The organism is Streptomyces venezuelae, from assembly GCF_008642315.1.
Classification (GTDB): Bacteria; Actinomycetota; Actinomycetes; order Streptomycetales; family Streptomycetaceae; genus Streptomyces; species Streptomyces venezuelae_D.
In genome coordinates this window covers 5,134,233-5,156,766 of sequence record NZ_CP029192.1, presented here as the reverse complement: position 1 = coordinate 5,156,766, position 22,534 = coordinate 5,134,233, and the positions used below count along the sequence as shown (strand labels likewise).

Annotated in this window: 16 protein-coding genes; 11 read left to right on the top strand and 5 right to left on the bottom strand. The window is 72.5% G+C overall.

Features of this window, described 5'->3' with window-relative positions:
- The first annotated feature begins 87 nt into the window (after nucleotides 1–87).
- The 5 genes from DEJ48_RS22570 to DEJ48_RS22550 are packed head-to-tail and all read left to right on the top strand — an operon-like array spanning nucleotide 88 to nucleotide 8,135.
- Nucleotides 88–1,890, top strand: a complete 1,803-nt coding sequence (locus DEJ48_RS22570; protein WP_150217905.1) for a trypsin-like serine peptidase — start codon at nucleotides 88–90, stop codon at nucleotides 1,888–1,890.
- Nucleotides 1,887–4,301: a tetratricopeptide repeat protein gene (locus DEJ48_RS22565; RefSeq protein ID WP_223832156.1), complete on the top strand. Its 2,415-nt coding sequence runs from the start codon at nucleotides 1,887–1,889 to the stop codon at nucleotides 4,299–4,301. Before DEJ48_RS22570 ends, DEJ48_RS22565 begins: the two co-directional genes overlap by 4 nt.
- Complete coding sequence (locus tag DEJ48_RS22560) at nucleotides 4,250–5,713, top strand: VWA domain-containing protein (protein WP_150217904.1); 1,464 nt, start codon at nucleotides 4,250–4,252, stop codon at nucleotides 5,711–5,713. The genes DEJ48_RS22565 and DEJ48_RS22560 overlap by 52 nt, the downstream gene beginning before the upstream one ends.
- Nucleotides 5,710–6,888, top strand: coding sequence for a hypothetical protein (locus tag DEJ48_RS22555; protein WP_223832155.1), 1,179 nt, complete (start codon nucleotides 5,710–5,712; stop codon nucleotides 6,886–6,888). The genes DEJ48_RS22560 and DEJ48_RS22555 overlap by 4 nt, the downstream gene beginning before the upstream one ends.
- A complete protein-coding gene (locus DEJ48_RS22550; RefSeq protein WP_150217903.1) occupies nucleotides 6,885–8,135 on the top strand; it encodes an alpha-glucoside ABC transporter substrate-binding protein in 1,251 nt (416 codons plus the stop codon). Before DEJ48_RS22555 ends, DEJ48_RS22550 begins: the two co-directional genes overlap by 4 nt.
- A 6-nt stretch (nucleotides 8,136–8,141) precedes the next feature.
- Here DEJ48_RS22550 and DEJ48_RS22545 read toward each other — a convergent pair whose 3' ends face one another.
- Both DEJ48_RS22545 and DEJ48_RS22540 read right to left on the bottom strand, forming a co-directional pair.
- The gene (locus tag DEJ48_RS22545) at nucleotides 8,142–9,992 is read right to left on the bottom strand and encodes a DMT family transporter (RefSeq protein WP_150217902.1); all 1,851 of its coding nucleotides are present in this window, start codon (nucleotides 9,990–9,992) and stop codon (nucleotides 8,142–8,144) included.
- A gap of 112 nt (nucleotides 9,993–10,104) precedes the next feature.
- Nucleotides 10,105–12,675, bottom strand: a complete 2,571-nt coding sequence (locus tag DEJ48_RS22540) for a D-alanyl-D-alanine carboxypeptidase (RefSeq protein WP_223832154.1) — start codon at nucleotides 12,673–12,675, stop codon at nucleotides 10,105–10,107.
- 220 nt (nucleotides 12,676–12,895) lie between these two features.
- Between DEJ48_RS22540 and DEJ48_RS22535 the strand changes: the two genes are divergently transcribed.
- The 3 genes from DEJ48_RS22535 to DEJ48_RS22525 all read left to right on the top strand — a co-directional run bounded on the left by DEJ48_RS22535 (nucleotide 12,896) and on the right by DEJ48_RS22525 (nucleotide 15,291).
- Nucleotides 12,896–13,660, top strand: a complete 765-nt coding sequence (locus DEJ48_RS22535; RefSeq protein ID WP_150169050.1) for a GOLPH3/VPS74 family protein — start codon at nucleotides 12,896–12,898, stop codon at nucleotides 13,658–13,660.
- A gap of 351 nt (nucleotides 13,661–14,011) precedes the next feature.
- Nucleotides 14,012–14,869 carry a helix-turn-helix domain-containing protein gene (locus tag DEJ48_RS22530; RefSeq protein WP_150217901.1) on the top strand — a complete coding sequence of 286 codons (858 nt, stop codon included), beginning with the start codon at nucleotides 14,012–14,014 and terminating at the stop codon, nucleotides 14,867–14,869.
- 212 nt (nucleotides 14,870–15,081) lie between these two features.
- Nucleotides 15,082–15,291 carry a DUF397 domain-containing protein gene (locus tag DEJ48_RS22525; RefSeq protein WP_150217900.1) on the top strand — a complete coding sequence of 70 codons (210 nt, stop codon included), beginning with the start codon at nucleotides 15,082–15,084 and terminating at the stop codon, nucleotides 15,289–15,291.
- A gap of 119 nt (nucleotides 15,292–15,410) precedes the next feature.
- Here the strand turns inward: DEJ48_RS22525 and DEJ48_RS22520 are convergent, their stop codons facing one another.
- Nucleotides 15,411–16,214 (bottom strand): hypothetical protein, encoded by an 804-nt coding sequence (locus DEJ48_RS22520; RefSeq protein WP_150221316.1) that lies wholly within the window; start codon nucleotides 16,212–16,214, stop codon nucleotides 15,411–15,413.
- Nucleotides 16,215–16,402: 188 nt separating this feature from the next.
- On the opposite strand from DEJ48_RS22520, the gene DEJ48_RS22515 reads away from it, so the two are divergent.
- Both DEJ48_RS22515 and DEJ48_RS22510 read left to right on the top strand, forming a co-directional pair.
- Nucleotides 16,403–17,197, top strand: a complete 795-nt coding sequence (locus DEJ48_RS22515) for an SDR family oxidoreductase (protein WP_150217899.1) — start codon at nucleotides 16,403–16,405, stop codon at nucleotides 17,195–17,197.
- A gap of 244 nt (nucleotides 17,198–17,441) precedes the next feature.
- Nucleotides 17,442–19,001, top strand: a complete 1,560-nt coding sequence (locus DEJ48_RS22510) for a sodium:solute symporter family protein (RefSeq protein ID WP_150217898.1) — start codon at nucleotides 17,442–17,444, stop codon at nucleotides 18,999–19,001.
- Nucleotides 19,002–19,315: 314 nt separating this feature from the next.
- On the opposite strand, the gene DEJ48_RS22505 is transcribed toward DEJ48_RS22510, so the two are convergent.
- On the bottom strand, nucleotides 19,316–20,803 hold the full coding sequence (locus tag DEJ48_RS22505; protein ID WP_150217897.1) for an MFS transporter: 1,488 nt from the start codon (nucleotides 20,801–20,803) through the stop codon (nucleotides 19,316–19,318).
- Between the two features lie 139 nt (nucleotides 20,804–20,942).
- On the opposite strand from DEJ48_RS22505, the gene DEJ48_RS22500 reads away from it, so the two are divergent.
- On the top strand, nucleotides 20,943–21,380 hold the full coding sequence (locus DEJ48_RS22500) for a MarR family winged helix-turn-helix transcriptional regulator (protein WP_223832153.1): 438 nt from the start codon (nucleotides 20,943–20,945) through the stop codon (nucleotides 21,378–21,380).
- Nucleotides 21,381–21,390: 10 nt separating this feature from the next.
- Here DEJ48_RS22500 and DEJ48_RS22495 read toward each other — a convergent pair whose 3' ends face one another.
- The gene (locus tag DEJ48_RS22495) at nucleotides 21,391–22,509 is read right to left on the bottom strand and encodes an ADP-ribosylglycohydrolase family protein (protein ID WP_150217896.1); all 1,119 of its coding nucleotides are present in this window, start codon (nucleotides 22,507–22,509) and stop codon (nucleotides 21,391–21,393) included.
- Nucleotides 22,510–22,534 lie beyond the last annotated feature (25 nt).

Genomic DNA, 22,534 nt, shown 5'->3' with positions numbered 1-22,534 from the left:
CCGCGCTCCCTGCGTGCGCGGTCCTCCCCCTGCTCCACCTTGCAGCCCAGGAGCCTTTGACCGTCCCCGCACCTACCCTGAGGAAGCATGGAGGGGGACGCGGCACACGCGGGCGGGGGCGTCAACCTGCCGGTGGACCACGCGAGTTGGCGGGTCCGTCTGCGGCGCTGGGCGGCCTCGGGCAGCGGTGACGTGCTGGGTGCCGGGGTGCTGTTCGGCGCCGACCGCGTCCTCACCTGCGCCCATGTGATCCGCGACCCCGCGACGGGCCAGCGGCCCGACCGCGTGCAGGTCGAGTTCCCGCTGCTCCAGGGCCTCACCCGCACCCCGCACCGCACCGCGACCGTCGCGGCGGGCCACTGGGTGCCGCCCTTCGGCAAGGCGCAGGGCGACCTCGCGGTCCTCGTCCTCGACGACCCCGCGCCCCTCCCCTCGCCGGTCGCGCTGCACCGCACGCTCGACTACCGGGGCGCCACGGTCCTCGTCGACGGATTCCCCGAGCACCAGTCGGGCGGGCAGTGGCTCACCGGGGTCTGCCGGGGGCCCGGCGGGGAGGGCGACGAGCGGGTGCAGATCGACCTCACCGGGGCGGGCGCCGACTCCGGGCAGCGGCTGCGGGGCGGGTTCAGCGGGGCGGGCGTACGGGAGGAGGGCAGCGACCGGCTGCTCGGGATCCTGGCGCAGGCCGACGAGCGGGGCGAGCACGGGTACATGATCCCGGCGGCCACCGTCGCCAAGTACTTCCGCCGCTTCGCCGAGCGGTACGTGACCGGGCCGCACGCCATCCCCGGCCACCGCGTCGTCTCGGCCGACGCCGCCCGCACCGCCCGCCCGCACGGCCTCCAGCGCACCGTCACCCGCTGGCTCAACGGGGACGCGGACGCCTGGGACACCGAGGTCCTCTTCATCGCCGAGGACGACGACCGGGCACGCCAGGCCCTGTACGTCGTCCTGAACATGGCCGACCGCGAACAGTCCCCGCAACTGGCGGTGCGGCCCGTCGGACCCGGCACCGACGCGCCGCGGGACGGCGGCGACTCGCTCCTCTCGCGCGCCGGCATCGCACCCCGCGTCGGCAGCATCGGCCTCGTCCTCGACCTGGAGGGCGCCGCCCTGGAGGACCCCGGCCAGCCGGAGCTCCGCGAGGCCCTCGCCGTCCTGCGGCACGAACTGCGGCACGCCGCAGGAAGGCGCGCCGCCCCGCGGCGGCGCCCCGCCGTCGCCGTGCTCTATGCCGACCGCTCCGCCACCGAACCGGCCGCCGCGGCCAAGGCACTCGGCGAACTGGCCGCCTCCGGCGCCCGCCTGCTGCTCGTGGTCCGCTCCAGCACGCACGGCTTCACCTACGCCCTCGCGGAGAAGCTGCTGCCCGCCGAGCGTGCCGCCCAGTGGCTGCTGCGGATCGGCTCCCGCGTCGACGCCCTCGCCGACACCGAGCGCAGTGCGCGGCGCCTCTTCCACCGCGTCGAACCGCACGTCGTCGACCCGCCGGTCGCGACCGGGTACGCCGCGCGGGCCGCCCTGTGGACCGTCCAGCTCAGCAACGAGATGCGCCCGCTGACCGGCCGGGGCGGTCCTCGTCTCCTGGAGAAGCTCTCGTACGCCGAACAGGCCGTGGACACCTACCTGTTGCGGGCCGAACGCGCCGAGAGCGAGCTGCGCACCGTGCTCGACGAGCACCTGCGGCTGCGCGGGCTGCTCCGCGACCACCTGGCGCGGCTCGCCCGGCGCGGCCTCGCCGAGCACCCGGACGCGGTCGGGCCCTACCGCGCGGCACAGCGGCTCCTGCTCGCCGGACCCTGCCCGCTGGCCGACGCCGAACGGGCGGTGACGGCGTTCGCGCGGGTGGTGCGGCGGCTCGCCGACGCGGACGCGGGCGGTGAGGCGTGACGAAGGGCAAGTCGTGCCCGCACCCGGGCTGTTCCGGAACCGTGTCGCCGACCGGGTACTGCCTGGCCAGCGGCGAGCGCGTGGACGCCGAGACCGGGCTGCACTCCGCCACGGACACGGGGCACGCGGCACCGGTCTCCGAGCCGGGGCCTGAACCGACGCCCCCCGAACCGCCGTCGCGCCCCGGCCCGGCATCCGTCGAGGAGTCCTCCCAGCACTGGATCGTCGACCTCGGCGTCACCGCGGACCCACCGCGCCCGGCCCGCGTCGCCCTCCCCCCGGAACACCCCGACCCCACCGTCCTGCCCGAGATCACGCTCCTGGACCGGGCGGACAACGCGGGTGGCGCCCCCGTCGCCCTCAGCGGCCTGCCTCTGCCGCCCGGCACGCTCCTCGCCGGCCAGTACCGCCTGGTGCGGCCGCTCGGGTACGGCGGGATGGGCGAGGTCTGCCTCGCCCACGACACCAAGGTCGACGACCGCGCGGTCGCCGTGAAGATGCTGCACGCCGAGCTCGCCACGGAGTCGTACCGCCTCCTGGAAGGCGAACGCAGGGAGCTCGTCGAGCTCAACCACGACGGGTTCATCCGGGTGTTCAACTACGGGCACCACGCCGGGGTCGGGGACTTCCTCGTCCTCCAGTACGTCGACGGGCTCAACCTCGAAGAGGTGCGGGCCCGCGCCCACGAGCACCCCGACGAGTTCGGCGGCGACCGCTTCCCGGAGTTCGTCCTCGCGTACGGCGTGCGGATCCTCGCCGCGCTCGCGCACCTGCACGCCCCCGAGCGCGGCAAGGTGTACGGCGACCTGAAGCCGCCCAACGTCATGCACGACGGCTCCACCACCAAGCTCGTCGACGTCGGCAGCGTGCGCCGCGCGGGCGCACCCGGCCTCACCACCGCCCTCTACCGCGCGCCCAGCGTCGGCCCCCACGGCGAATCCGCGCCGCAGGACGACCTGTTCAGCCTCGGCGAGACGCTGCGCACCCTGTGCGGGCTCGGGGCGACCCGCCACGACCTGGCGGACCTCGCGGCGCTCGCCCCGCTCGACGACGCCACCGGGCACCACCGCGGACTCGGCCTCGTCTCCCTCGCCAGGGCCCTGCGCCGCGCCACCCGCACCGCGCGCGCCGAACGCTTCGCCACGGCGCGCGAGATGGAGGAGCAGCTCCGCGGCGTCTTCCGCGAACTGCGGTCCCTGCGCACGGGCGCCGAGACGTTCGAACCCTCGCCGCTCTTCCTCCAGTCCGCGTACGCCCTCGACGGCGGGCTCGGCGCCGCCCCCGAGGTCCGGCACTGGGCCGCCCCGCGGACCGCGCCCCACCACCCCGCCCCCGCCCCGCCCGAGGTGGCCCGACGGCTCCCCGTACCGCGCCCCGACCCGGACGACGACCACCACGGCGAGCTCAGCAGGCTCAGCGACGACGACCCCGAGGCGCTGCTCCAGCACACCGGCGACTGGCGGGACTCCCCCGAGGTGCACCTGCTGCGGTGCAGGCTGCGGCTGCGGGTGGCGCTGCGCGCGGAGGACCTCACCGGCGCCGAGACCGCGCTCGCCCTGGCCGAGGACGCCATAGGGCCCGCGAACGGGCCGCACGACTGGCGGCTCGACTGGCACCGGGGGCTGCTCGCGCTGGCCCGCTCCCGGGTGCCGGAGGCCCGCGGCCGCTTCGACCGGGTCTACGCCGCGATCCCCGGCGAGTACGCGCCGAAGCTGGCCCTCGGCCACTGCGCGGAACAGCTCGGGCGGCCGCACGAGGCCCTCACCTTCTACGAGGCCGTCCGGCTGCGGAACCCCTCGCTGGGCAGCGCGGCCTTCGGCGCCGTCCGGGCGCGGCTCGCCCTCGGCGGCCCCGACGCCCTCACCGACGCAATCGCCGCGCTCGACACCGTGCCACAGCACTCCCGGCACCGCACCGCCGCCCGCACGGCCGCCGTGCGCATCCGCGTCGACCACGCGCGGGACGCCGAAGGACTGGGCGCGGCGGTACGCGCGCTGGCCCAGCTCTTCTCCGCGCACGGCCTGACCGACGAACCGTCGCGCGTACGGATGAAGGCGGAGGTGTGGGGTGCGGCGCACCGGCTCCTGGGAGAAGAAGACGGCGGTGGGAGAGGTGGCGCGATCACCGCTGCCCAGCTGCGAGCCGTCGCCGCGCACGCCGACCCGCTGCTCGAATTCCCCGCGGACATAAGGGCGTTGCGCACCGACCTCTCCCGCTTCTACCGGATCCTGGCCCACCAGGCCGCCCGGGACGCGCCGACGCCGGACGACGGCGTACCGCTCGCCGAGATCCTCCTCGACCGCGCCTACGCGGTACGCCCCTTCGGCTTCCTGCACGCACGCATCGGCAAGGACTTCCCATGGCTGGGCAAGAAGACCAAGAACCGGCCGCTTCGGTCGGCCTGGAAGTGAGCCAGGTCGTCGAGCTGCCCCGCCCGCGCACCCCGGGCGGACAGGACACGGCCCGCATGTACGCCGTCCTCACCGTGACGGTCCGCAGGACGGGCGTCGCGCACGCGCCGCCCGCCGCCACCGAGCGCGACCCGGCGGACGCAGGTGCGGGTACGGCCGGGGCGCGGCTCGCCGAGGTGCTGCTCATCGACCACTCCTCCTCGATGGTGATGCCGCCGAGCCGGCTCGGCGCCGCCCGCGCCGCCGCCGTCAGCGCGCTGGCCCGCATTCCCGACGGCTCGCTGTTCGCCCTGGTCGCCGGGGGCGACAGGACCGCCATGATCTATCCCAGGCGGCCCGGACTCGCCGTCGCGCACGCCGAGTCGCGGGCCGCCGCCGAGGCCGCCCTGCACGACTGCACCCCGGGCGGCGGCACCGCGATGGGCACCTGGCTGGAGCGGGCCCGGCAGCTCTTCCGGGAACTGCCCGCCGCGGGCGACGGCGGCTGGGTGCGGCACGCGCTGCTCCTCACCGACGGCAGGAACGAGCCCGGGTACGAGACGCGCGCCGAGCTGCAGGAACGCGTCGAACGGTGCGCGCGGGCCTTCACCTGCGACGTCGTGGGCATCGGGGACGCCTGGGAGACCGAGGAACTCCTCCTCATCGCGCGCGCGTTGAGCGGCCGCACCCGGGCCGTGGCGGATCTGACGCGGCTGCCCGACGAGCTGGCCTCGCTCACCGGGCGGGCCGCCGGACGCCACGTCACGGGCCTGCGCCTGCGCCTCTACCACCGTGCAGGGGTGCGCCCGCACGCCTTCGAGCAGGTCCACCCCACGCGGGTCGCGCTCCGCCCCGACCGCGTCGATCTGTCGGGCGTCGGGACGGGCGCGGGCGGCCCCGTCGAGGAGTACGACCTCGGTCCGTGCGGCGAGGAGACCCGCGCCTACCTCCTCTGCGTCGGCGCGCCTTACGACCCGGCCAAGATCGGCAAGGAACTCCTCCTGACGGAGGTCGAACTGGACGCGGAGGGCCCGGCGCCGCTGCGGCTGCCCGCGCCCCAGCCCGTGCTGATGCGCTGGACCGACGACCCCGATCTCTACAGCCGCCTCGACCCGCAGGTCGCCCACTACCGGCAGGAGGAGGAGCTGCACCGCACCTTCGAGGAGGCCTGCGCGGAGCTGAGGCTCGGCAGGCGGGCGGCGGCCGAGACCCTGCTCGGCGCCGCGTGGCGGCTCGCCGTCGAGACGGGCGACACCGCCATGCAGGACCATCTGCGGCGCCTCGTCCGCGTCCGCGACTCGGCGAGCGGCGTCGTCGAACTCCGGGACCGCGTCGCGAAGTTCGACGTGGAGGCCGCCCGCATCCAGTCCAGCACGACCGTCCTGCCCGGCGTCCACCTGCCCGGCCCCCGCCCGCCCGGAGCCGCCCGGTGACGGCCCTGTGGCGCGCCGTCCCGCCCCTCGCCGGTGACGCGCTGCGCGCCCTGCGCCGGTACGCGTGGCCGGAGCCGCTCACCGAACGCCCGCGCAACCGCGCGTACCTGCGGGACCGGCTCGTCGCGCTGCCGCTGCTCACCGTCGTCGCGGCCGTCGCGTTCGGCTGGGCGTACGCGGACGTGCGCGAGGACTCGGCGGCCCTGCGGGACAGCTTCCTGCCCGCGCTCGTCGGGCTCGCCGAGGCCGAGACGTCCCTGCGCATCGCCGACCGCGAGGCCGCACAGAGTCTGGCGGCCGGGGAGGCCGTGCAGCTCAGCGGGTTGAGCAAGCGGTACACCACCCGCACCACGCGGGCCGTGCAGAACCTCAACCAGGTGGCCCGCAGCGGCGCCCTGACCACCGCCGAACGCCAGGAGCTCGACGTCGTCTCCGGGCTCGTCGTCGACTACGGCACCTGGATCACCTTCGCGCAGAACAACGTCGCCGACCCCGCGCTGCGCGACGCCGGACTCTCGTACGCGCGCAGCATGCTCTGCTCGACACCCGGGCCCGCGCCCACCGCGAAGGCCGACGCGGACGGCTATCCGGCCTGCCGTCCCGCCACCGGTTCGCGCTCCGACGCGACCGCCGTCGTCGACCGCATCTCCTCCCTGGAGGACCGGCTGCGCGACAGGCTCGCGGACCGGGCGGCGCCGGGCGGCCGCGTGCTCGCCGCGGGGTCCCTGTCCGTCCTCGCCCTGGGGCTGCTCGCGTTCGGGCAGTGGCGCACCCAGGTGTTCCTCCACCACCGCCTGCACCTCCACGTCAGCGTCCCGCTGCTGGTGGCCGCCCTGCCGCTGCTGGCCGTGCCGTTCCTGACGGCCGACGCCGTCCTCGCCCACCGGGCGCAGCAGCGTGTGGTGACGACGGCGACGCGGATCGCCGAGCGCACGACCCCGGCGATCGAGTCGACCGTCGACGAGCGGCCGTTCGGCGACCGCCATCCCCTCCTGATCCGGTCCCTGGACGACCGCGCGGGCCGCGACCTGTCCGCGGGACGGCTCTCCTCGCTGGACGGGGTCGCGCCGTGGGTGGCGCCCGCCGGGCTGTTCAGCGCGGCGGTGACCGCGGCCACGCTCCACGCCTACCGCCGCGAGTACGTCCTCGTCTCGCGCCCAGGAGCCGCCCCATGAAGCGCCGCACCGCCCTCCGCGCCTTCCTCGCGGCCTGCCTGCTGGCCGTCACCGCGGGCGCCTGCACGAGCGAGCGGCCCGAGACCCTCGTCGTGCTCGGCCCCTGGACGGGCCCGGAGGGCAAGGCCTTCGAGGCGATGCTGCACCGCCTCGACGACGGCACCGGAAAGTCGTACACCTACCAGGGGACCCGTTCGCTGCGGGAGACGCTCGGCGCGCAGCTGGAGGCGGGCGACCCGCCGGACGTGGCGATCCTCAACAGCATCGGCGAGCTCGTGGAGCACGCCCGCGCGGGACACCTCACCCCGCTCGACCGCGCCGCCACCGCCCGCGCCTATCCGCCCTGGGCGCCCCGCCTCGACGTGGACGGCGGACGCCGCACCTACTGGGTGCCGCTGAAGGTCGACCTGAAGAGCCTGGTGTGGAGCAAGGAGGGCCGCACCGGTGACCGCCCCGCGTGGTGCGTGGGGCTGGCCTCGCAGGCCACGTCCGGCTGGCCGGGCACCGACTGGATCGAGGACATCCTCCTCCACCAGGCGGGCCCCGCCACGTACACGCGGTGGGCCACCGGGGACGTGCACTGGCGCGACCCGCGGGTCCGCAAGGCGTGGACGACCTGGGCCGAGCTCCTCGGCCAGCGCACCACGGCGTCGATCGACCGGTCCCTCACGACGCCGTACGTCGGCCCGCGCGGCCTCCTCGACTCCCTCGGACCGCGCTGCACACACGAGCACCAGGGCGCCTTCGTCCGCTACGTGTACGCGCACGACCGGGTCCGCGTCGAACCCGCGGCGGGCTATCTGGGCGGCCGGGACGAGCACGACGGCGCGTACGAGGTGGCGGGCGACATGGCCGCCGTGTTCAGCGACGACCCGGCGGCGCGCGCCCTCGTCGACCGCCTCTCCGGCGAGCGGGCCCGCACGCTCTGGCGGGCCCGGGCCGCGGACGGGCTGCAGCCGTTCTTCCCCGACGCGTCCGACCCCCAGCCGACCGACCCGACCGGCCGCCGCATCGCGGACATCCTCACCGCGAAGGCGCGCACGCTCTGCTTCGACGCGTCGGACGTGATGCCGCCGGGCGTGCGCGACGCGTTCCACCGGGCCGTCCTGCAGTACTTCGGCGACCCGACGGAGAAGCGCCTCGACGAGCTCCTCGCCCAACTGGACACCGTGCGCACCGAAGCCGCGAAGGACGCGGCCCCCGGGCACCTGCCGGAGTCCGAGGTCTGCGCTCCGCCCGGCGGCTGAGCGCCGTCAGCGGGCCAGCTCCTCCGGGCAGGGCGTGCCGCGGGGAATCTGGTAGGGCGAGCCGAGCCGGTAGACGCCTGCCTTGGGGGCGAGCAGCTCGACCCACTTGTCGCCCGCCCGGTCCTCCCGCGCCTCGGACAGACAGCCGTTGACGTTCTCGTAGACCTTGGGGCGCTTCTCGTTCAGCTCGCGCTGCCGCTTGGACGCCTCGGTCTCCTGCGGCGCCTTCAGGCCCTTGCCGTGCTCGTCGACGACGCTCAGCCACGGCGAGTACGGGATGCGGATCAGGATCCGGCCCGGCTTGTCGACGCGCAGCGTCATCTCGCCCTGCTCGGCGCGCGTCACCACGGCGTTCGGCTCGGCGAGCGGCCGCGGGTCGGTGACCTCGTAGAGCTGCCAGTTGTCGTCGACCCACACCTTCTTCAGGTACGGCAGGCCGTCCGTGATGAGCTGCGCCTCGCGCTTGCCGCCGTCGCCGTCGGGCTCGCCCTTGGGGAGCGCCACGTAATGCACGGACCAGCGCTGCAGCCACTCGTGGTAGTTCGCCGAGTTCAGGGTGTCGTCGTAGAAGAGCGGGTTGCGCTCCATGTCGGCCTGCCGGTTCCAGCCCCGCGCGAGCTGCACGTACGCGGGGAGCGCGGACGCCTCGCGGTGGCTGCGGGCCGGGACCACTTCCAGGCGGCCCTTCGCGGCGCCCTTCTCCTTCAACTCGTTGACCAGCGGCGCGACCTCGCGCGTCCAGGAGGCGTCCGAGCGGGTGTGCACGATGTCGTCGACGGCCTTGAAGCCGATCCACCCGGTGAAGCCCACGAACGCCACGATGATCACGTACCAGGTACGGGACTTCGGCACCGCGTACGGCAGCGCGGCGATCAGCGCGACGCCCGCGAAGGACATCGCGAGCCGCGAGATGTTGGAGCCGATCTGCGAGCTGATCAGCCAGACGCCGAGCACGAACGCCGCGTACACGGCCGTGGTGATCCGGACGGTCTTCCACTGCTTCGGCACGACGAAGTAGACGATGATCGAGGCGATCAGGGGCAGCGACGCCGAGCCGAACGACATCGGCTGCGTGCCGGAGAACGGGAAGAGCCACGCGGAGAGACCCACGACGATGGCGGGCGCGATGCCCAGCGCGTACGCCCCCGGGTACCGCTTGCTGAGGAACAGCGCGACGGCGACGAGCCCGACGAAGAGGCCCGCGACCGGGCTGCCCATCGTCGCGAGCGCCGCGAACGGGGCGGCGACCAGGGCCTTCGCCCACCGCTTGTAGCGCCAGCGGTGCGGCCAGCAGAAGACGGCGGCGACGGCCGCGAGCGCGAACATCTGGCCGAGGCCGTAGGTCACGCGGCCCGACACGGCGTTGGCCAGGAGCGCGAAGACACCCGCGGCGACCGGCCACAGCAGCCTGCCCCGCACCGCACGGCTGCGCATGAGGATCATGGTGAGCAGCGCCGCGGAGACGGTGCCCGCGATCATCATCGTGGTGCGCACGCCGAGCACCGACATGAGGTACGGCGAGATCACGCTGTATGACACGGGGTGCATGCCGCCGTACCAGCCGAGGTTGTACGCAGACGCCGGGTGCCGCCCGACGAACTCGGCCCAGGCGTCCTGCGCCGCCAGGTCTCCGCCGCTGTTGGCGAAGACCAGGAACCAGACGACGTGCAGCACGGCGGCGACCGCCGTCGTGATCGTCACCGGGTGGCGCAGGAAGCGCTGCTGCCACGGCTGCTCGGGACCGCTCTCGGTCGTGCGGCGCTGGGCCGGCAGCTTGACCCGCCCACCGGTGCGGGGGCCGTCGCCCGTGTCAGGTGCGGCGGCGTCGTCGGCGCGCGTCGGCTCCGCTGTTGCCACTGGAGGCTCTCCCCGTGTCGTCCATGTTTCCGGAGTACCCCGGGTCCCCGAGCTTGTGACGCTAGCACGCACGCGCGAGGGGAGGCCCGGGGCGGGCCTCCCCTCGCGGGGCTCAGCCGATCCGGGTCAGCTTCGCGCCGAAGCCCGGTTCCGCGAGGTCCTTCTGCAGTGCCACCGGCACCTCGACGGCATCACCCTTGCCGTCGCCGACGTGCAGCACACCGACCTCGGTGCCCGCCTTGGCGGTGTTCGGGATGGTTTTGCCCTTGATGTCGTCGAGCTCCAGCTTGACGGTCAGGCCCGACCAGCCGACGGCCGAGACGTCCTTGGTGGCGACGACCGGAGTCGTACCTCCGAGCCCGTCGTCCACCTGTCCGACGACGTCGCCCTTCTTCACGATCGTCTTGGCCTTCAGCGCGTCCTGACCGGCCGCGATCAGGTTCTTGGTGACGTCGGTGACCTTGTCGATGTTGGCGACGCCGTTGCTGCCGTACTGGCCGAGGGCGGCACCGATGATCGTCTGCGTCTCGCCGCCGACCTTCTTCTCCGCGGCGAAGAGGATGTTGCCGCCTGCCGCGGTGGTGGTGCCGGTCTTGATGCCGATGGCCACGGTCGGGACGAGCTTGAAGAAGTTCGTCTGCTTCTCGTTGTTGAGGTCCGTGTAGCTCGGCTGGCGGGAGATCTCGTTGAAGACGGGGTTCTCCATGGCCGCGCGGCCCAGCTTCACCAGGTCCTCGGCGGTCGACACGGTCGTCTTGTCCAGGCCGCTGGGGTCCGTGTAGTGGGTGTTCTTCATCCCCAGCTCCTTGGCGGTCTTGTTCATCTTCTCGACGAACGCGTCCTCGGAGCCGCTCTTGGTGTCCCAGCGGGCGAGCAGCTTGGCGATGTTGTTCGCCGACGGGAGCATGACCGCCTGCAGCGCCTCGTACTCGGTGATCTTCTGGCCCTCGGTGACCTTGACGACCGACTCGTTGGCCGGCTTGCCGGTCTCGTAGTGCTTCTGGGCCGCGGCGTCGACGGGGATCTTCGGGCCGTCGTCGCCCTTCTTCAGCGGGTGGTCCCGCAGGATCAGGTAGACCGTCATGACCTTGGCGATGCTCGCGATCGGCACGGGCTTCTGCTCGCCCGATGTACCGAACGTGCCGATGCCGTTGACGTCCATCGCGGCCTGGCCGTCGGCCGGCCACGGCACGTCCGGCTTGCCGCCCTCGAACTTCGAGGTCTCCTGCGCGGTGAGCTGCAGAGTGGGCGTCGGGAGCGGCCGCACGACCTGCACGACTGCAAAGACGACCAGCAGGAGCAGGACCAGCGGCGTCCAGATCTTGACCCGGCGCACGGCCGTGCGGACCGGGGTCTCGGGCGGCGGCGGGGTATTGGTCAGCTCGGCGAGCAGGTCGATCGGCGGCTTCGGCGGCAGCGGCTGCTGCGTGGTGCGCTCGACCGGCGGCGGGACGGCGGGGCCTGCGGGGGCCGTGGGGGAAGCCTTGGCCTGGGCGGCCTGGGGGCTCTTGGGCGCGGGGCTCTTGGGCTCCGCCCCGGGTACGGCCTTCGGCGCCGGCACCGGTCCCGCCTTCGGCGCGGGCTTCGCCTTCGGCTCGTCGAGCGGCTTCAGCGCGACGAACTTGCTCGTCCGCTCGGCGTCGGCCTCGGGCTTCGCGGTTTCCTTCTTTGCAGTTCCCTTTGCGCCTTCGCCCAGCTTGAGCATGGTGGTGGGCTGGTCGACGGCCTTGCCCTTGGCCTCCGGGACCTTCGGCGCCTTGAAGACGGCGGTGGCCTGGTCGACGCCGGTGGACTTGGCGTCGGCGGCGTCGGCCTCGGCCGGGTCGTCCTCGGCGGCGGCATCGAGTTCGGGGGCGGGGTCGGACTCGGGCTCGGCGTCGGCCTTCGACGCGGCGTCGGGCCACGAGACGGACTCGGGCCCGGCCCCGGACTCGGCCTTCGCCCCGACCTTCGCCCCGGGTCCGGCCACGGGCTTGCCTTCAGTCTTGGGCTTGGGCTCGCCTTCAGCCTTCGGCTCGGGCTTGCCCTCAGCCTTCGGCTCGGCCTCGGGCGCGGCTCCAGCCTTGGCCTCAGGCTTGGCTCCAGCCCCTGCCTCGGGCGCGGCCTTCGGCTCGGGCTTCGCCTCGGAGGTCGGCTCGGGCTTCGCCTCCTGGCTCGGCTCCGGCTCCGGCTCGCGCTTCGCGGAAGCCTCGGGTCCGGCATCGGCAGCCCCGAAGGTTTCGCCCCTGTCCGACTCTTCGGTCCTGTCCGACCCTTCGGGCTCGACCGTCGTGTCCGACTTCGGATCGGAGTCATCGGAGGCAGCCGTCGGCTCCGCGTCCTCGTCGGACGTCGCGACCCACGCCGCCACCGCGTTCCGCAGCCGCGCGTCCCCGTTGGCCTCGCCCTTGGGGGCGTCCTCCTCGGGAGCGTCCTCCGCGCCGGAATCCGCCTCGTCGGGCCCGTCGGAACCGTCGGAACCGTCCGCCGCCTCGGCGACGTCCTTCGTCGAGAAGACGGCGGTCGCCCGGTCCTCCGGGACCTCCTCCCGCACCTGCGGCGTCTCGCGCGTGATCGCGAGACGCGGGTCGCGTTCCTCCGGCGCCGGCCCGGAGGTCTCCTCCGGGGTCGGGTTCCCCGACGACTTCCGCTGCTTCGATCTGTCGGGGGTCTCGCCCGCCACCGATGCCTCCTCGTACGCCATGCCGTTTGCCGATACTGATGCTTGCCGTGTGCTGACCGTGCGCCAAATCCGGCCGGACAACCGCTGTCCGAACCGTGTACCAGTGTCCTGTGTGAGGGCTTAACCCCCGTGGTAGACGAGAACGACATACCTACTGGTTCCCGTACAACCCGACCACGCGCTCTCGACAGACCAATGTGAGAGGGGTCACCCTGTCATTCATCCACGCGGGGAGGCATGGATGGGCAGGAGCCGCAGAACAATTCCGGAGGAGCTTCTGCTGCTCGCTTTGGACCCGGCCACGGGTACCACAGCGCAGCCGCAGTCGCTCGACCTCGGTCTGGCCGGAGCACAGCTAGTGGAGCTGGCGCTGGCCGGACGGATAGCCCCAGACGGGGATCGTATCGCCGTGGTGATGCCACGGCCGACCGGAGATCCGACTCTGGACTCCGCACTGGAACTGCTGCGCAGGCGCGGCAGTCCGGTCCGGGCGGTCCACTGGATCGGCGGGCCCCGACTGGGGCTCCGCCAGACGTACCTCTCGCACCTGGAGCGGTGCGGCATGGTTCATGCCGTGGCGGGCCAGATGTGCGGGGTGCTGCCGACGACTCGCTACCAAGCGACGGACACGGCCATCAGCCGGGAGATCAGGTCCCGGCTCGATTCGGCGATCCGCACCGGTGTACCGCCGGATCCGCGGACCGCCGCGCTCGCCGCCCTGGCCCACGCGGTCGGTCTCGGCAAGCATCTGTACCCCGGGAACGAGGGGCGTTCATCGCGCTCCCGGCTCCGGGACCTGATCAGGCACGACCCCATGGGCGGCCTCGTGGCGCACGCCGTGATGGACGTCCAGAACGGCGTGGCGGCCCAGCCGCGACGCAGCGCCGCACCCGCGGGTCCCACAGGACCGGGCGGTGGCAGGCAGCCGGCGAGGGCGACAGCGGACCCCGGAGGGGTGCCGATGCAGCCACGCCGAGGATCGATGGCACGCGCCGTCGCCCACTGAGCACGCACACCGCTCGCACCGGGCACGGCTCAGCACCAGCACCAGCACCAGCACCAGCACCAGCTCGTCAACGCGCACCATCACCGCGCGACCGCGCACCACCGTCGCGCGACCGCTCAGCACCACCGCACCAGCGCCGCGCCGCAGTCCCCAGACCCGGTTCGGGAGCCGCTGGGCCGCGTGGGGCGTGGGACCGGACCGTCCGGACGACGACACCCGGTTCCACCGCCCCGCGCGGCCGCCTCACGATCGCACATCCGCTGTTTCCCAGCGGTGCCGACCACGTTGGTGGCACTCTGCTGAGCAGTAGATACGCAAAGTAGAGGAATGCAAGCCGGAGGTGCACGTCCCGTGGCGTCCAGTGTCAATCCCACCGTCAGGCGGCGCCGGTTGGGCCAGGAGCTCCGCAGGCTCCGTGAGCTCAAGGGCATGACGGCCGAGGAGGTCGCCGAGCGACTGCTCGTTTCGCAGTCGAAGATCAGCCGCCTGGAGAACGGGCGCCGTTCGATCAGCCAGCGCGACGTCCGCGACCTGTGCGGCGTCTACGAGGTCGAGGACCACCGCGTCGTCGACTCGCTCATGCAGATGGCCAAGGACTCGCGCCAGCAGGGCTGGTGGCACTCCTTCGGCGATATCCCGTACAGCGTGTACATCGGCCTGGAGACGGACGCCGCGTCCCTGCGCGTGTACGACCCGCAGGTCGTCCCCGGTCTCCTGCAGACCCGGGCGTACGCGGAGGCGCTGATCACCGGCGCGCTCCCGGAGACCACGCCGACGGACATCGAGAAGCGCGTCCAGGTGCGCATGCGCCGGCAGGACCGCATCTCGGCGCCCGACATGCCGCTGCGCCTGTGGACCGTCCTGGACGAGTCCGCGCTGCGCCGCGTCGTCGGCTCCCGGCATCTGATGCGCGACCAGCTGGAGCACCTCGTCGAGCAGTCCCAGCTGCCGCACGTGACGGTCCAGGTGATCCCCTTCGAGATGGGCGCGCACCCGGGCCTCAACGGGCAGTACGCGATCCTGGAGTTCCCCGATGCGGCCGATTCCAGCGTGGTCTACATCGAGGGCGTCACCAGCGACCTGTACCTGGAGAAGGCGAACGACGTGCAGCAGTACAGCGTCATGTACGAACACCTGCGGGCGCAGGCGCTGAACGTCGAGCAGTCGAGGCAGCTGATCGCGGACATCGCGAAGGACTACGCCCGCTGAGCGGTGGCTCCCGAGCGAAAGCGGCGGCACGGTACACCCTCGTCATGTCGCCGCGTAAGCCCCCACTGGAATATGCCATCCGGTCGAGTGAACGATCCCTTCACGCCACGATGTTGGCGAGTAGCGTCATTCACGCCATCGAGCAGCACCGTTGGCGCACACCGCAGGGATGCGGCGACAGCAACTCAACGACTGGACAGACCGGAGCGGACATGGCGATTCAGCAGGGTACTGCGCACACGTGGGTCAAGTCTTCCTATTCGACCGGAAACGGCGCGTGTGTCGAGGTCAAATCACCGGTGCGACACGGGATTTCCGTGCGCGACTCGAAGGTCGTGGAGGGCCCGGTCCTCGCCTTCCCCGCCGAGTCGTGGAACGCGTTCGTCAGCGAGGTGGGCAGGGGGGCTGCCGACCTCGCGTGAGAACGCAGCACACACCAGCAGAAGCACCATCGCAGCAGAACAACCGCATAGGCACCATCTTCATGAGCCCTCTCGACTGGCCCGCCGTCCCGGCCGAGGGGGCTCGGCCGCGCCCGGCGTCACCTGAGGGCGTCGACGTACAGATCCGTCCCCGGCACGGTGGGGATGAACGGCGCGACCAGCTCCACCCGCCCGAGCCCCGACTCCGCGACCGCCTCGTCACGCCCGGTGAAGTACGCCTCCCAGCAGTCCCGCGGGTCCTCCTGGAGGAACCACAGCAGCGTCAGCCGGGTGTCCACGCCCTCGACCTGTTTCACATACGTCATCCGGTCCCCCGGCAGCGGCGTCGGCCGGAACAGCGTGACCATGGCGGCGGGCGATCCCGCGAGCGCCCGCGGCAGATGGCGGGCCCGCAGCCACTCCAGGAGTTCGTCGCGCTGTCGCGGCCCCTCGGCGTCGACGACCTCCAGGACCAGGCCCTTGTACGGGTGGTCGAGGGCGTGGAAGTCGCGGGGGCCCGCGGCGCCGTCGCGGTAGACGGTCGCCTCGTGGTCCTGGAAGGCGGTGAAGACGTGGGTGCGGGCCTGGTGGACGCGGCCGTCGCGGTTGAGGCGCTTGTTGATGCCGACGGTCCACTTCATGTGCTCGTCGTAGCGCCCTTCCGTCACCCAGTACGTGGAGAGGTAGCACCCGGCGGTGACCGGCTCGGCGATCGCGGACTTGTCCGGGTAGCGCAAGAGCTGGAGGTCGCGCGTGGCCACCCAGCGGCGCCCCGCGTACATCCAGGGCATGGCCATCGCGCCCGCGTAGTAGTGGTCGTCCTCGTACCAGCGGTTGTACGCGAACTCGTGCCCAGGGTGCGGCTCGACCATGGTGATCAGGGCGTGGCCGGGGTGGACGCCGTAGGGGCCGACGGCGGCCAGCTCGGCATAGACGTCACTCCGGGTGTCCTGCCGGGTGTCCGCACGGGTGTCCTGACGGACGTCTCCACGGGCGCCCTCACCGGCGCCGGCGCTGGGGTCATCACTCACGTCTCTCCCCTTCCTTCCTCCGATGCACGCCCATACTCTGACGCCCCGTCAGCAAAACTGCCAGAGCCGGGAGGCGCCCCATGCAGTCGTCGCTCCTCGAGGGAAAGACCGTCGTCGTCTCGGGCGTCGGTGCCGGGCTCGGCCATCAGGTCGCCGCGGCCGTGGTGCGCGACGGCGGCCACGTCGTGCTCGGGGCGCGCACGGAGGCGAACCTCGCGAAGACGGCCGCCGAGATCGACCCCGACGGCGCCCGCGCCGCCTACAAGTCCACCGACATCACCGACGAGGGCCAGTGCGAGGCGCTCGTGGAACTGGCCGTGGAACGCTTCGGCGGGATCGACGCCGTCGTCCATGTCGCCGCCTGGGACAGCTACTTCGGAGGCCTGGAGGACGCGGACTTCGCCACCTGGCAGCAGGTCATCAACGTCAACCTGCTCGGCACCCTGCGCATGACGCGCGCCTGCCTGCCGTCGCTCAGGGAGCGGTCCGGCGGTTCGGTGGTGTTCATCGGCACGCAGTCGGCGATCGCGGCGCCCTCCCAGGTGCGCCAGGCGGCGTACGGGGCGTCGAAGGGAGCGCTGACCTCGGCGATGTACTCGCTGGCGCACGAGCTCGGCCCGGACCGGATCCGGGTCAACACCGTGCTGCCCGGCTGGATGTGGGGCCCGCCGGTCGAGGCGTACGTCCAGTTCACCGCGCACACCGAGGGCGTACCGGAGGACGAGGTGCGGGACCGCCTCGCGGCGCGCATGGCGCTGCCGGAGCTGGCGACGGACGGGGACGTGGCGGACGCGGCGGTGTTCCTCGCGTCGGACCGGGCGCGGTCGATCACGGGTCAGTCGTTGCTGGTCAACGCGGGGGAGATCATGCGGTAGCCGCGGGGGCGAGGGCGCGCGAAGGCCGTACGGGAGACAAGTCCCGTACGGCCTTCGCACGTTCGGGCCCCCGCACCGCATATTCAAGTACGTGAACACAGGTCAGCAAACAGAACGATTTTACTTGCTCTTGACGCAGCGACAGGTTGTCGCCGACGTCCGCCCGAACCCACGATGAGCGGGCACTTCTGGGCCGCTCTCGTCCCCACCGGCCCGTTCACCAGGCGGACCCCTGGAGGGCCATATGAACAGTCTCGACTGGGCGGTGCTCATCGGCTACTTCGGCGTGATGGTCGCGATCGGCGTGTGGTCCCACAAGCGGGTCGACAACGTCAGCGACTTCTTCACGGCCGGCGGAAAGATGCCGTGGTGGCTGTCCGGCATCTCGCACCACATGTCGGGCTACAGCGCGGTGATGTTCACCGGATACGCGGGCATCGCGTACACCTACGGCGTGACGTCCTTCGTCACGTGGTCCTTCCCCATCGCGCTCGGCATAGCCATCGGGGCCCGGCTCTTCGCCCCCCGCATCAACCGGCTGCGCTCACGCCTGCACGTGGCCTCGCCGCTCGAATACCTGAAGAACCGCTACAACCTGCAGACCCAGCAGGCGCTCGCCTGGTCCGGCATGCTCCTCAAGATCGTGGACGTGGGCGCCAAGTGGGCGGCGATCGCCACCCTGTTGTCCGTCTTCACCGGCGTCTCCCTCAACCAGGGCATCCTCGTCACCGGCGTCATCACGGCGATCTACTGCACCATCGGCGGGCTCTGGGCCGACGCGCTCACCGAGCTCGGCCAGTTCATCATCCAGCTCCTCGCGGGCATCGCCATGTTCGTGGCGGTCGTCGCCGAGCTCGGGCCGCACGGCGGGTTCTTCGGCGTCTGGGACGAGCCCGAACTCGCGGGCCACGGCAAGCCGCTCGTCGGCCCCTACGGCACGGTCTTCCTGCTCGCGTTCCTGTTCATCAAGCTCTTCGAGTACAACGGCGGCATGCTCAACCAGGCGCAGCGCTACATGGCGACCGCCAACGCGAAGGAGGCGGCGCGCTCCGCGAAGCTCTCCGCGATTCTGTGGCTGGTCTGGCCCGTCGTCCTCTTCTTCCCGATGTGGATGTCGCCGCTGCTCGTCGACGCGAAGAAGCCGGACGGCTCGGACGCGTACGCCCTGATGACCGAGCAACTCCTGCCCCACGGACTGTTGGGCCTGGTCATCGTCGGCTTCTTCTCGCACACCATGGCGATGTGCTCCTCCGACGCCAACGCGATCGCCGCGGTCTTCACCCGGGACGTGGCGCCCGCGTTCTCCGCGAAGGCGCGGGCCTGGACCGAGCGCAAGGGCCTGATCGCGGCCCGCCTCACCACGGTCGTCTTCCTCGGCCTCTCCATGGCGGTGGCGACGCAGGTCAACTCCCCCACGTTCAAGGACATCATCACGGTCGTCATCAAGTGGGTCGCCGGTCTGATGGGGCCGATCGCGATCCCGATGATGCTGGGCCTGCTGCGCACGTTCCGGAAGTCCGGGCCGACGGCGGCGCTCTCCAGCTGGGCGGCGGGTCTCTTCGCCTTCTACTTGGTCAACTACCCGATCGACAAGGCGATCGAGGGCGGCGTCGCGCTCCAGTACCAGGTGTCGATACCGCTGGCGGTCTCGCTCGTCCTCTACGTCGTCATCGGCTACGTGAAGCCGGAGGACACGCCGGAGCGGGATGCGCTGATCGAGCGCATCAACACGGACGACGACGGCTCTGCTGGAGCCGTTGTGCCCACTCCTTCGCAGCGGCGGGGCGACGCGGTGGCCCCGTAGGGGGTGGGGGCTGCGCCCCGTCAGGGGCGCGGGGAACTGCGCGCTCTGCGCACGAAAAGCCGCAGTCGCGTCTGCCGAGGACCCGGCAGGTGCGGCTGCGGCTTGTTCTTGGTTGCTCGCGCAGTTCCCCGCGCCCCTGAAGCGGCTCCGCCGCCCAGGGAGGCCTTCTTGGGGGCGCGGGGAACTGCGCGCTCAGCCACAGAAAGGCCGCAGACGCGTCTGCCGGGGTCTCAGCAGTCGCGGCTGCGGCTTGTTCTTGGTTGCTCGCGCAGTTCCCCGCGCCCCTGGAGCGGCTCCGCCGCACAGGGGCTCCCTTACGGGGCTCCCACCCGCTCCGGGACCGGCGGGGTCGTCGGGACGTGGGTCGGGCGCGGGGCGTGGTGGGGGGTGAGGCCCAGGAGGGCCACGGCCACCACCAGGACGAACGCGCCGCCCGCGATGGCGAAGCTCAGGGTGAACTGGCCTTCCTGCGGGAGCGCCGGCATGCCCGCCGGGAGGGGGATCGTCTTCGACGCGAGCAGTGACGTGATCATCGCGCTGGCGATCGCACTGCCCACCGACCGGGAGATCGAGTTGATGCCGTTGGCGATCCCCGTCTGGTGGGCGGGGACGCTGGCGACGATGAGCGCGGGCATCGACGCGTAGCCGAAGCTGATCGCGAGGCCGATGACCATGCCCGCGCCGATGACCGAGGCACTCGTGTCGTGCGCCAGGGTCAGCCAGGCGAAGCCGACCACACCGAACGCGGCGCCCGCCGCGAGCGTGACGCGCGCGCCGATCCGGCGGACCAGGATGCCGCCGAACTGCGCGCCGAGGAGCGAGACGATCGTGGTGGGCAGCAGGTAGACGACGGAGGCGCCGAGCACCGAGGCGCCGAAGCCGTACCCGGCGACGTCCTCGGGCATCTGCACGAGGTACGAGACGCCGATGAACTGGGCGAACATCGCGAAGCCGAGCAGCAGTCCGGCCAGGTTGGTGAAGAGGACCGGGCGGTGGGCGAACATCTTCATGTCCACCATCGGCTCCGCGACCCGCAGTTCGGTCAGGACCCACACGCCCGCCATGACGACGGCGCCCGCGAAGGAGCCGAGGGTGCGGCCGGAGGTCCAGCCCCACTCGTGGCCCTGCGAGATCGGCAGGAGGAGAAGGACGAGGAGCAGGGCGAGCGTGCCGGCGCCGAGCCAGTCGGTGCGGCCGCCGGTCTTGGAGCGGGAGGCGGGGACGGCGAACAGCACACCCACGAGCGCGGCCACGGCGAGTACGACTGCCAGCCAGAACACGCGGTGGTAGTCGGGGTCCGAGCCCTGGGTGAGCAGGCCCGCGCCCACCAGGGCGAGGCCGCTGCCGAACGCGAGGGTGCCGCTGACCAGCGCCATGGCGCCGTGGAGCTTGGCGGGCCTGACCTCCTCGCGGAGCACGGAGAGCGCGAGCGGGAAGATCGCGGTGGCGGCGCCCTGCATGATCCGGCCGACGATCAGCCAGGTGAGAGAGGTCGTGGTGGCGGCCAGCACCGAGCCCGCGATCATCACGAGCAGTACGCCGATGAGTGTGGGCTTCTTGCCGTGCTGGTCGCCGAAGCGGCCGAGCAGCGGGGTGAAGACGGCCGCCGAGAGCAGGGTGGCCGTGGTGACCCAGCTGACGCCCGCCGTCGTGGCGTCCAGGTCCTTCTGGATGATCGACAGGATCGGCACGACCAGGGTCTGCATCATCGAGACGACCATGGCGGCGAGCCCGAGCACCAGGACGACGGCGGTCTGTCCGGTGGGTTTCGGCGGGGCCGCGTGCGGCTGTGCTTGGGACACGGTGGTTTCTTCTCCAGCTGCTCAACTGTCTGAGGCCCCGATACTTGAAGACCTCGATACTTGAGTACTTCAAGTAACTCGACAGAAGGTAAGCCTCAATATTTGAGATCGTCAAGTTTCATGGCGTAAGGTGGCTCACATGTCTGGATCACCGAGCGGCGACAAGGCCCGGCTCATGGAGCTTCTCGCGGTGTCGCTCCGTGCCTACTACGCGGACTTCACCGAGGCCGCGGCGGCCGAGAACCTCACCGCGAGCCAGGGCAAGACGCTGAGCGTGCTGCGCCAGGGCCCCGCCGCGATGCGGGTCCTCGCCCGGACGCTGTCCTGCGACGCCTCCAACATCACCGGGCTCATCGACCGCCTGGAGAAGCGCGGCCTGGTCCACCGGGAGCCGAGCCCCACCGACCGCCGCGTGAAGAACGTCGTCCTCACCCCCGAGGGCGAGCGGGCCGTCGACGCGATCCGCGCCAACATGCACGCCACGATGGCCGGCCTGGACGCGCTGGACGACGCCGAGCGCGCCACCCTCCACGACCTCCTGAGCCGCACGTTCGACGTGACGGCCGTCACGGCCTAGGAGTCACCGGTCACGCCCGCGGATAGCGGGCCAGCCAGCCGGGCGACGAGAGCGCGGGGCCGTGCAGCGCGGGCCCCTGCGTCATCTCCATGGCGAAGTCGTCCGCGAGCTCCAGGATCGTGGGGCGGCCCTCCAGCTCGGTCAGCCACCCCGGCGGCAGCGCGGTCTCCCCGTGCAGCGCGCCGAGCAGCGCCCCGCACAGCGCGCCGCAGGCCGCCGACGCCCCGCCGTGGTTCACGGCGAGCCGTAGCCCGTGCCGGATGTCCTCGCACACGAGGGCGCAGTACACGGCGCCGGCCAGGACGCCTTCCGCCGTGCCGTCCCCGATGAGCTCCTCCACGCGCGTGGGCGTGGGCATGCCCTGCCGCACGGCGCCCAGCGCGTGCCGGAGCGCGTCCGTGACGGGCGGGTGCCCCGGGCGCGTGGCGAGCAGGGCCAGGCACCGCTGGATCGCGCCGTCCAGGGACTCCCCGCGGGCCAGGCCGTGCACGATGACCGTGTGGGCGCCCGCCGCGAGATGGGCGGTGGGGTGGCCGTGCGTCTGGACGGCGCACTCGACGGCGAGCTGCAGGACGAGCTGCGGCTCCCAGCCGACGAGGAGGCCGAACGGCGCGGACCTGACGGCGGCCTCGGCGCCGCGCTCGTCGGGGTTCTTGGGGGCGTCGAGGGTGCCCATGACGTCGTCGCCGAGCCCCGTCAGGCAGGCGCGGGACGGGCTCCGGCGCGCGTACAGCCACTCCTCGCGGGCCAGCCAGCCGTCCTCCTTGCGCCGCTCGTCCGGACCCCAGTCGCTCTGCGTCGCCGCCCAGCGGCGGTAGGCGCGGTGCAGGTCGGTCGGCGGGTGCCAGGCGCCGGTGTCGCGGCGGACCTGGGCGCGTATGAGTCCGTCGACGGTGAAGAGGGTGAGCTGGGTGCCCGCGGTGACGGCGCCGCGGCGGCCGTGGGCCGGGGCGGGTTCGGTGAGGCCGTCGGCTCCGTGGGCCTCGCGGATCGCGTCGAGCGTGAGTCCGTCGACGGGTGCGCCCAGCGCGTCGCCCACGGCGGCCCCGAGGAGCGTGCCGCGGACCCGGCTCCGGAAGTCCTGCTGCTCGGCGCGGCCCCAGACACCGGTGGCTGCTGCGGTACCCACGCGGGCCTCCCCTCCGTGCAGTGAC

What these genes read in the sequence shown, in the direction of transcription:
- DEJ48_RS22570 (WP_150217905.1), top strand. Translation starts at nt 88, where the DNA reads ATGGAGGGGGACGCGGCACACGCGGGCGGGGGCGTCAACCTGCCGGTG.
- DEJ48_RS22535 (WP_150169050.1), top strand. Translation starts at nt 12,896, where the DNA reads ATGGGCAGGAGCCGCAGAACAATTCCGGAGGAGCTTCTGCTGCTCGCT.
- DEJ48_RS22525 (WP_150217900.1), top strand. Translation starts at nt 15,082, where the DNA reads ATGGCGATTCAGCAGGGTACTGCGCACACGTGGGTCAAGTCTTCCTAT.
- DEJ48_RS22515 (WP_150217899.1), top strand. Translation starts at nt 16,403, where the DNA reads ATGCAGTCGTCGCTCCTCGAGGGAAAGACCGTCGTCGTCTCGGGCGTC.
- DEJ48_RS22550 (WP_150217903.1), top strand. Translation starts at nt 6,885, where the DNA reads ATGAAGCGCCGCACCGCCCTCCGCGCCTTCCTCGCGGCCTGCCTGCTG.
- DEJ48_RS22560 (WP_150217904.1), top strand. Translation starts at nt 4,250, where the DNA reads ATGGCTGGGCAAGAAGACCAAGAACCGGCCGCTTCGGTCGGCCTGGAA.
- DEJ48_RS22540 (WP_223832154.1), bottom strand. Translation starts at nt 12,675, where the DNA reads ATGGCGTACGAGGAGGCATCGGTGGCGGGCGAGACCCCCGACAGATCG.
- DEJ48_RS22510 (WP_150217898.1), top strand. Translation starts at nt 17,442, where the DNA reads ATGAACAGTCTCGACTGGGCGGTGCTCATCGGCTACTTCGGCGTGATG.
- DEJ48_RS22500 (WP_223832153.1), top strand. Translation starts at nt 20,943, where the DNA reads ATGTCTGGATCACCGAGCGGCGACAAGGCCCGGCTCATGGAGCTTCTC.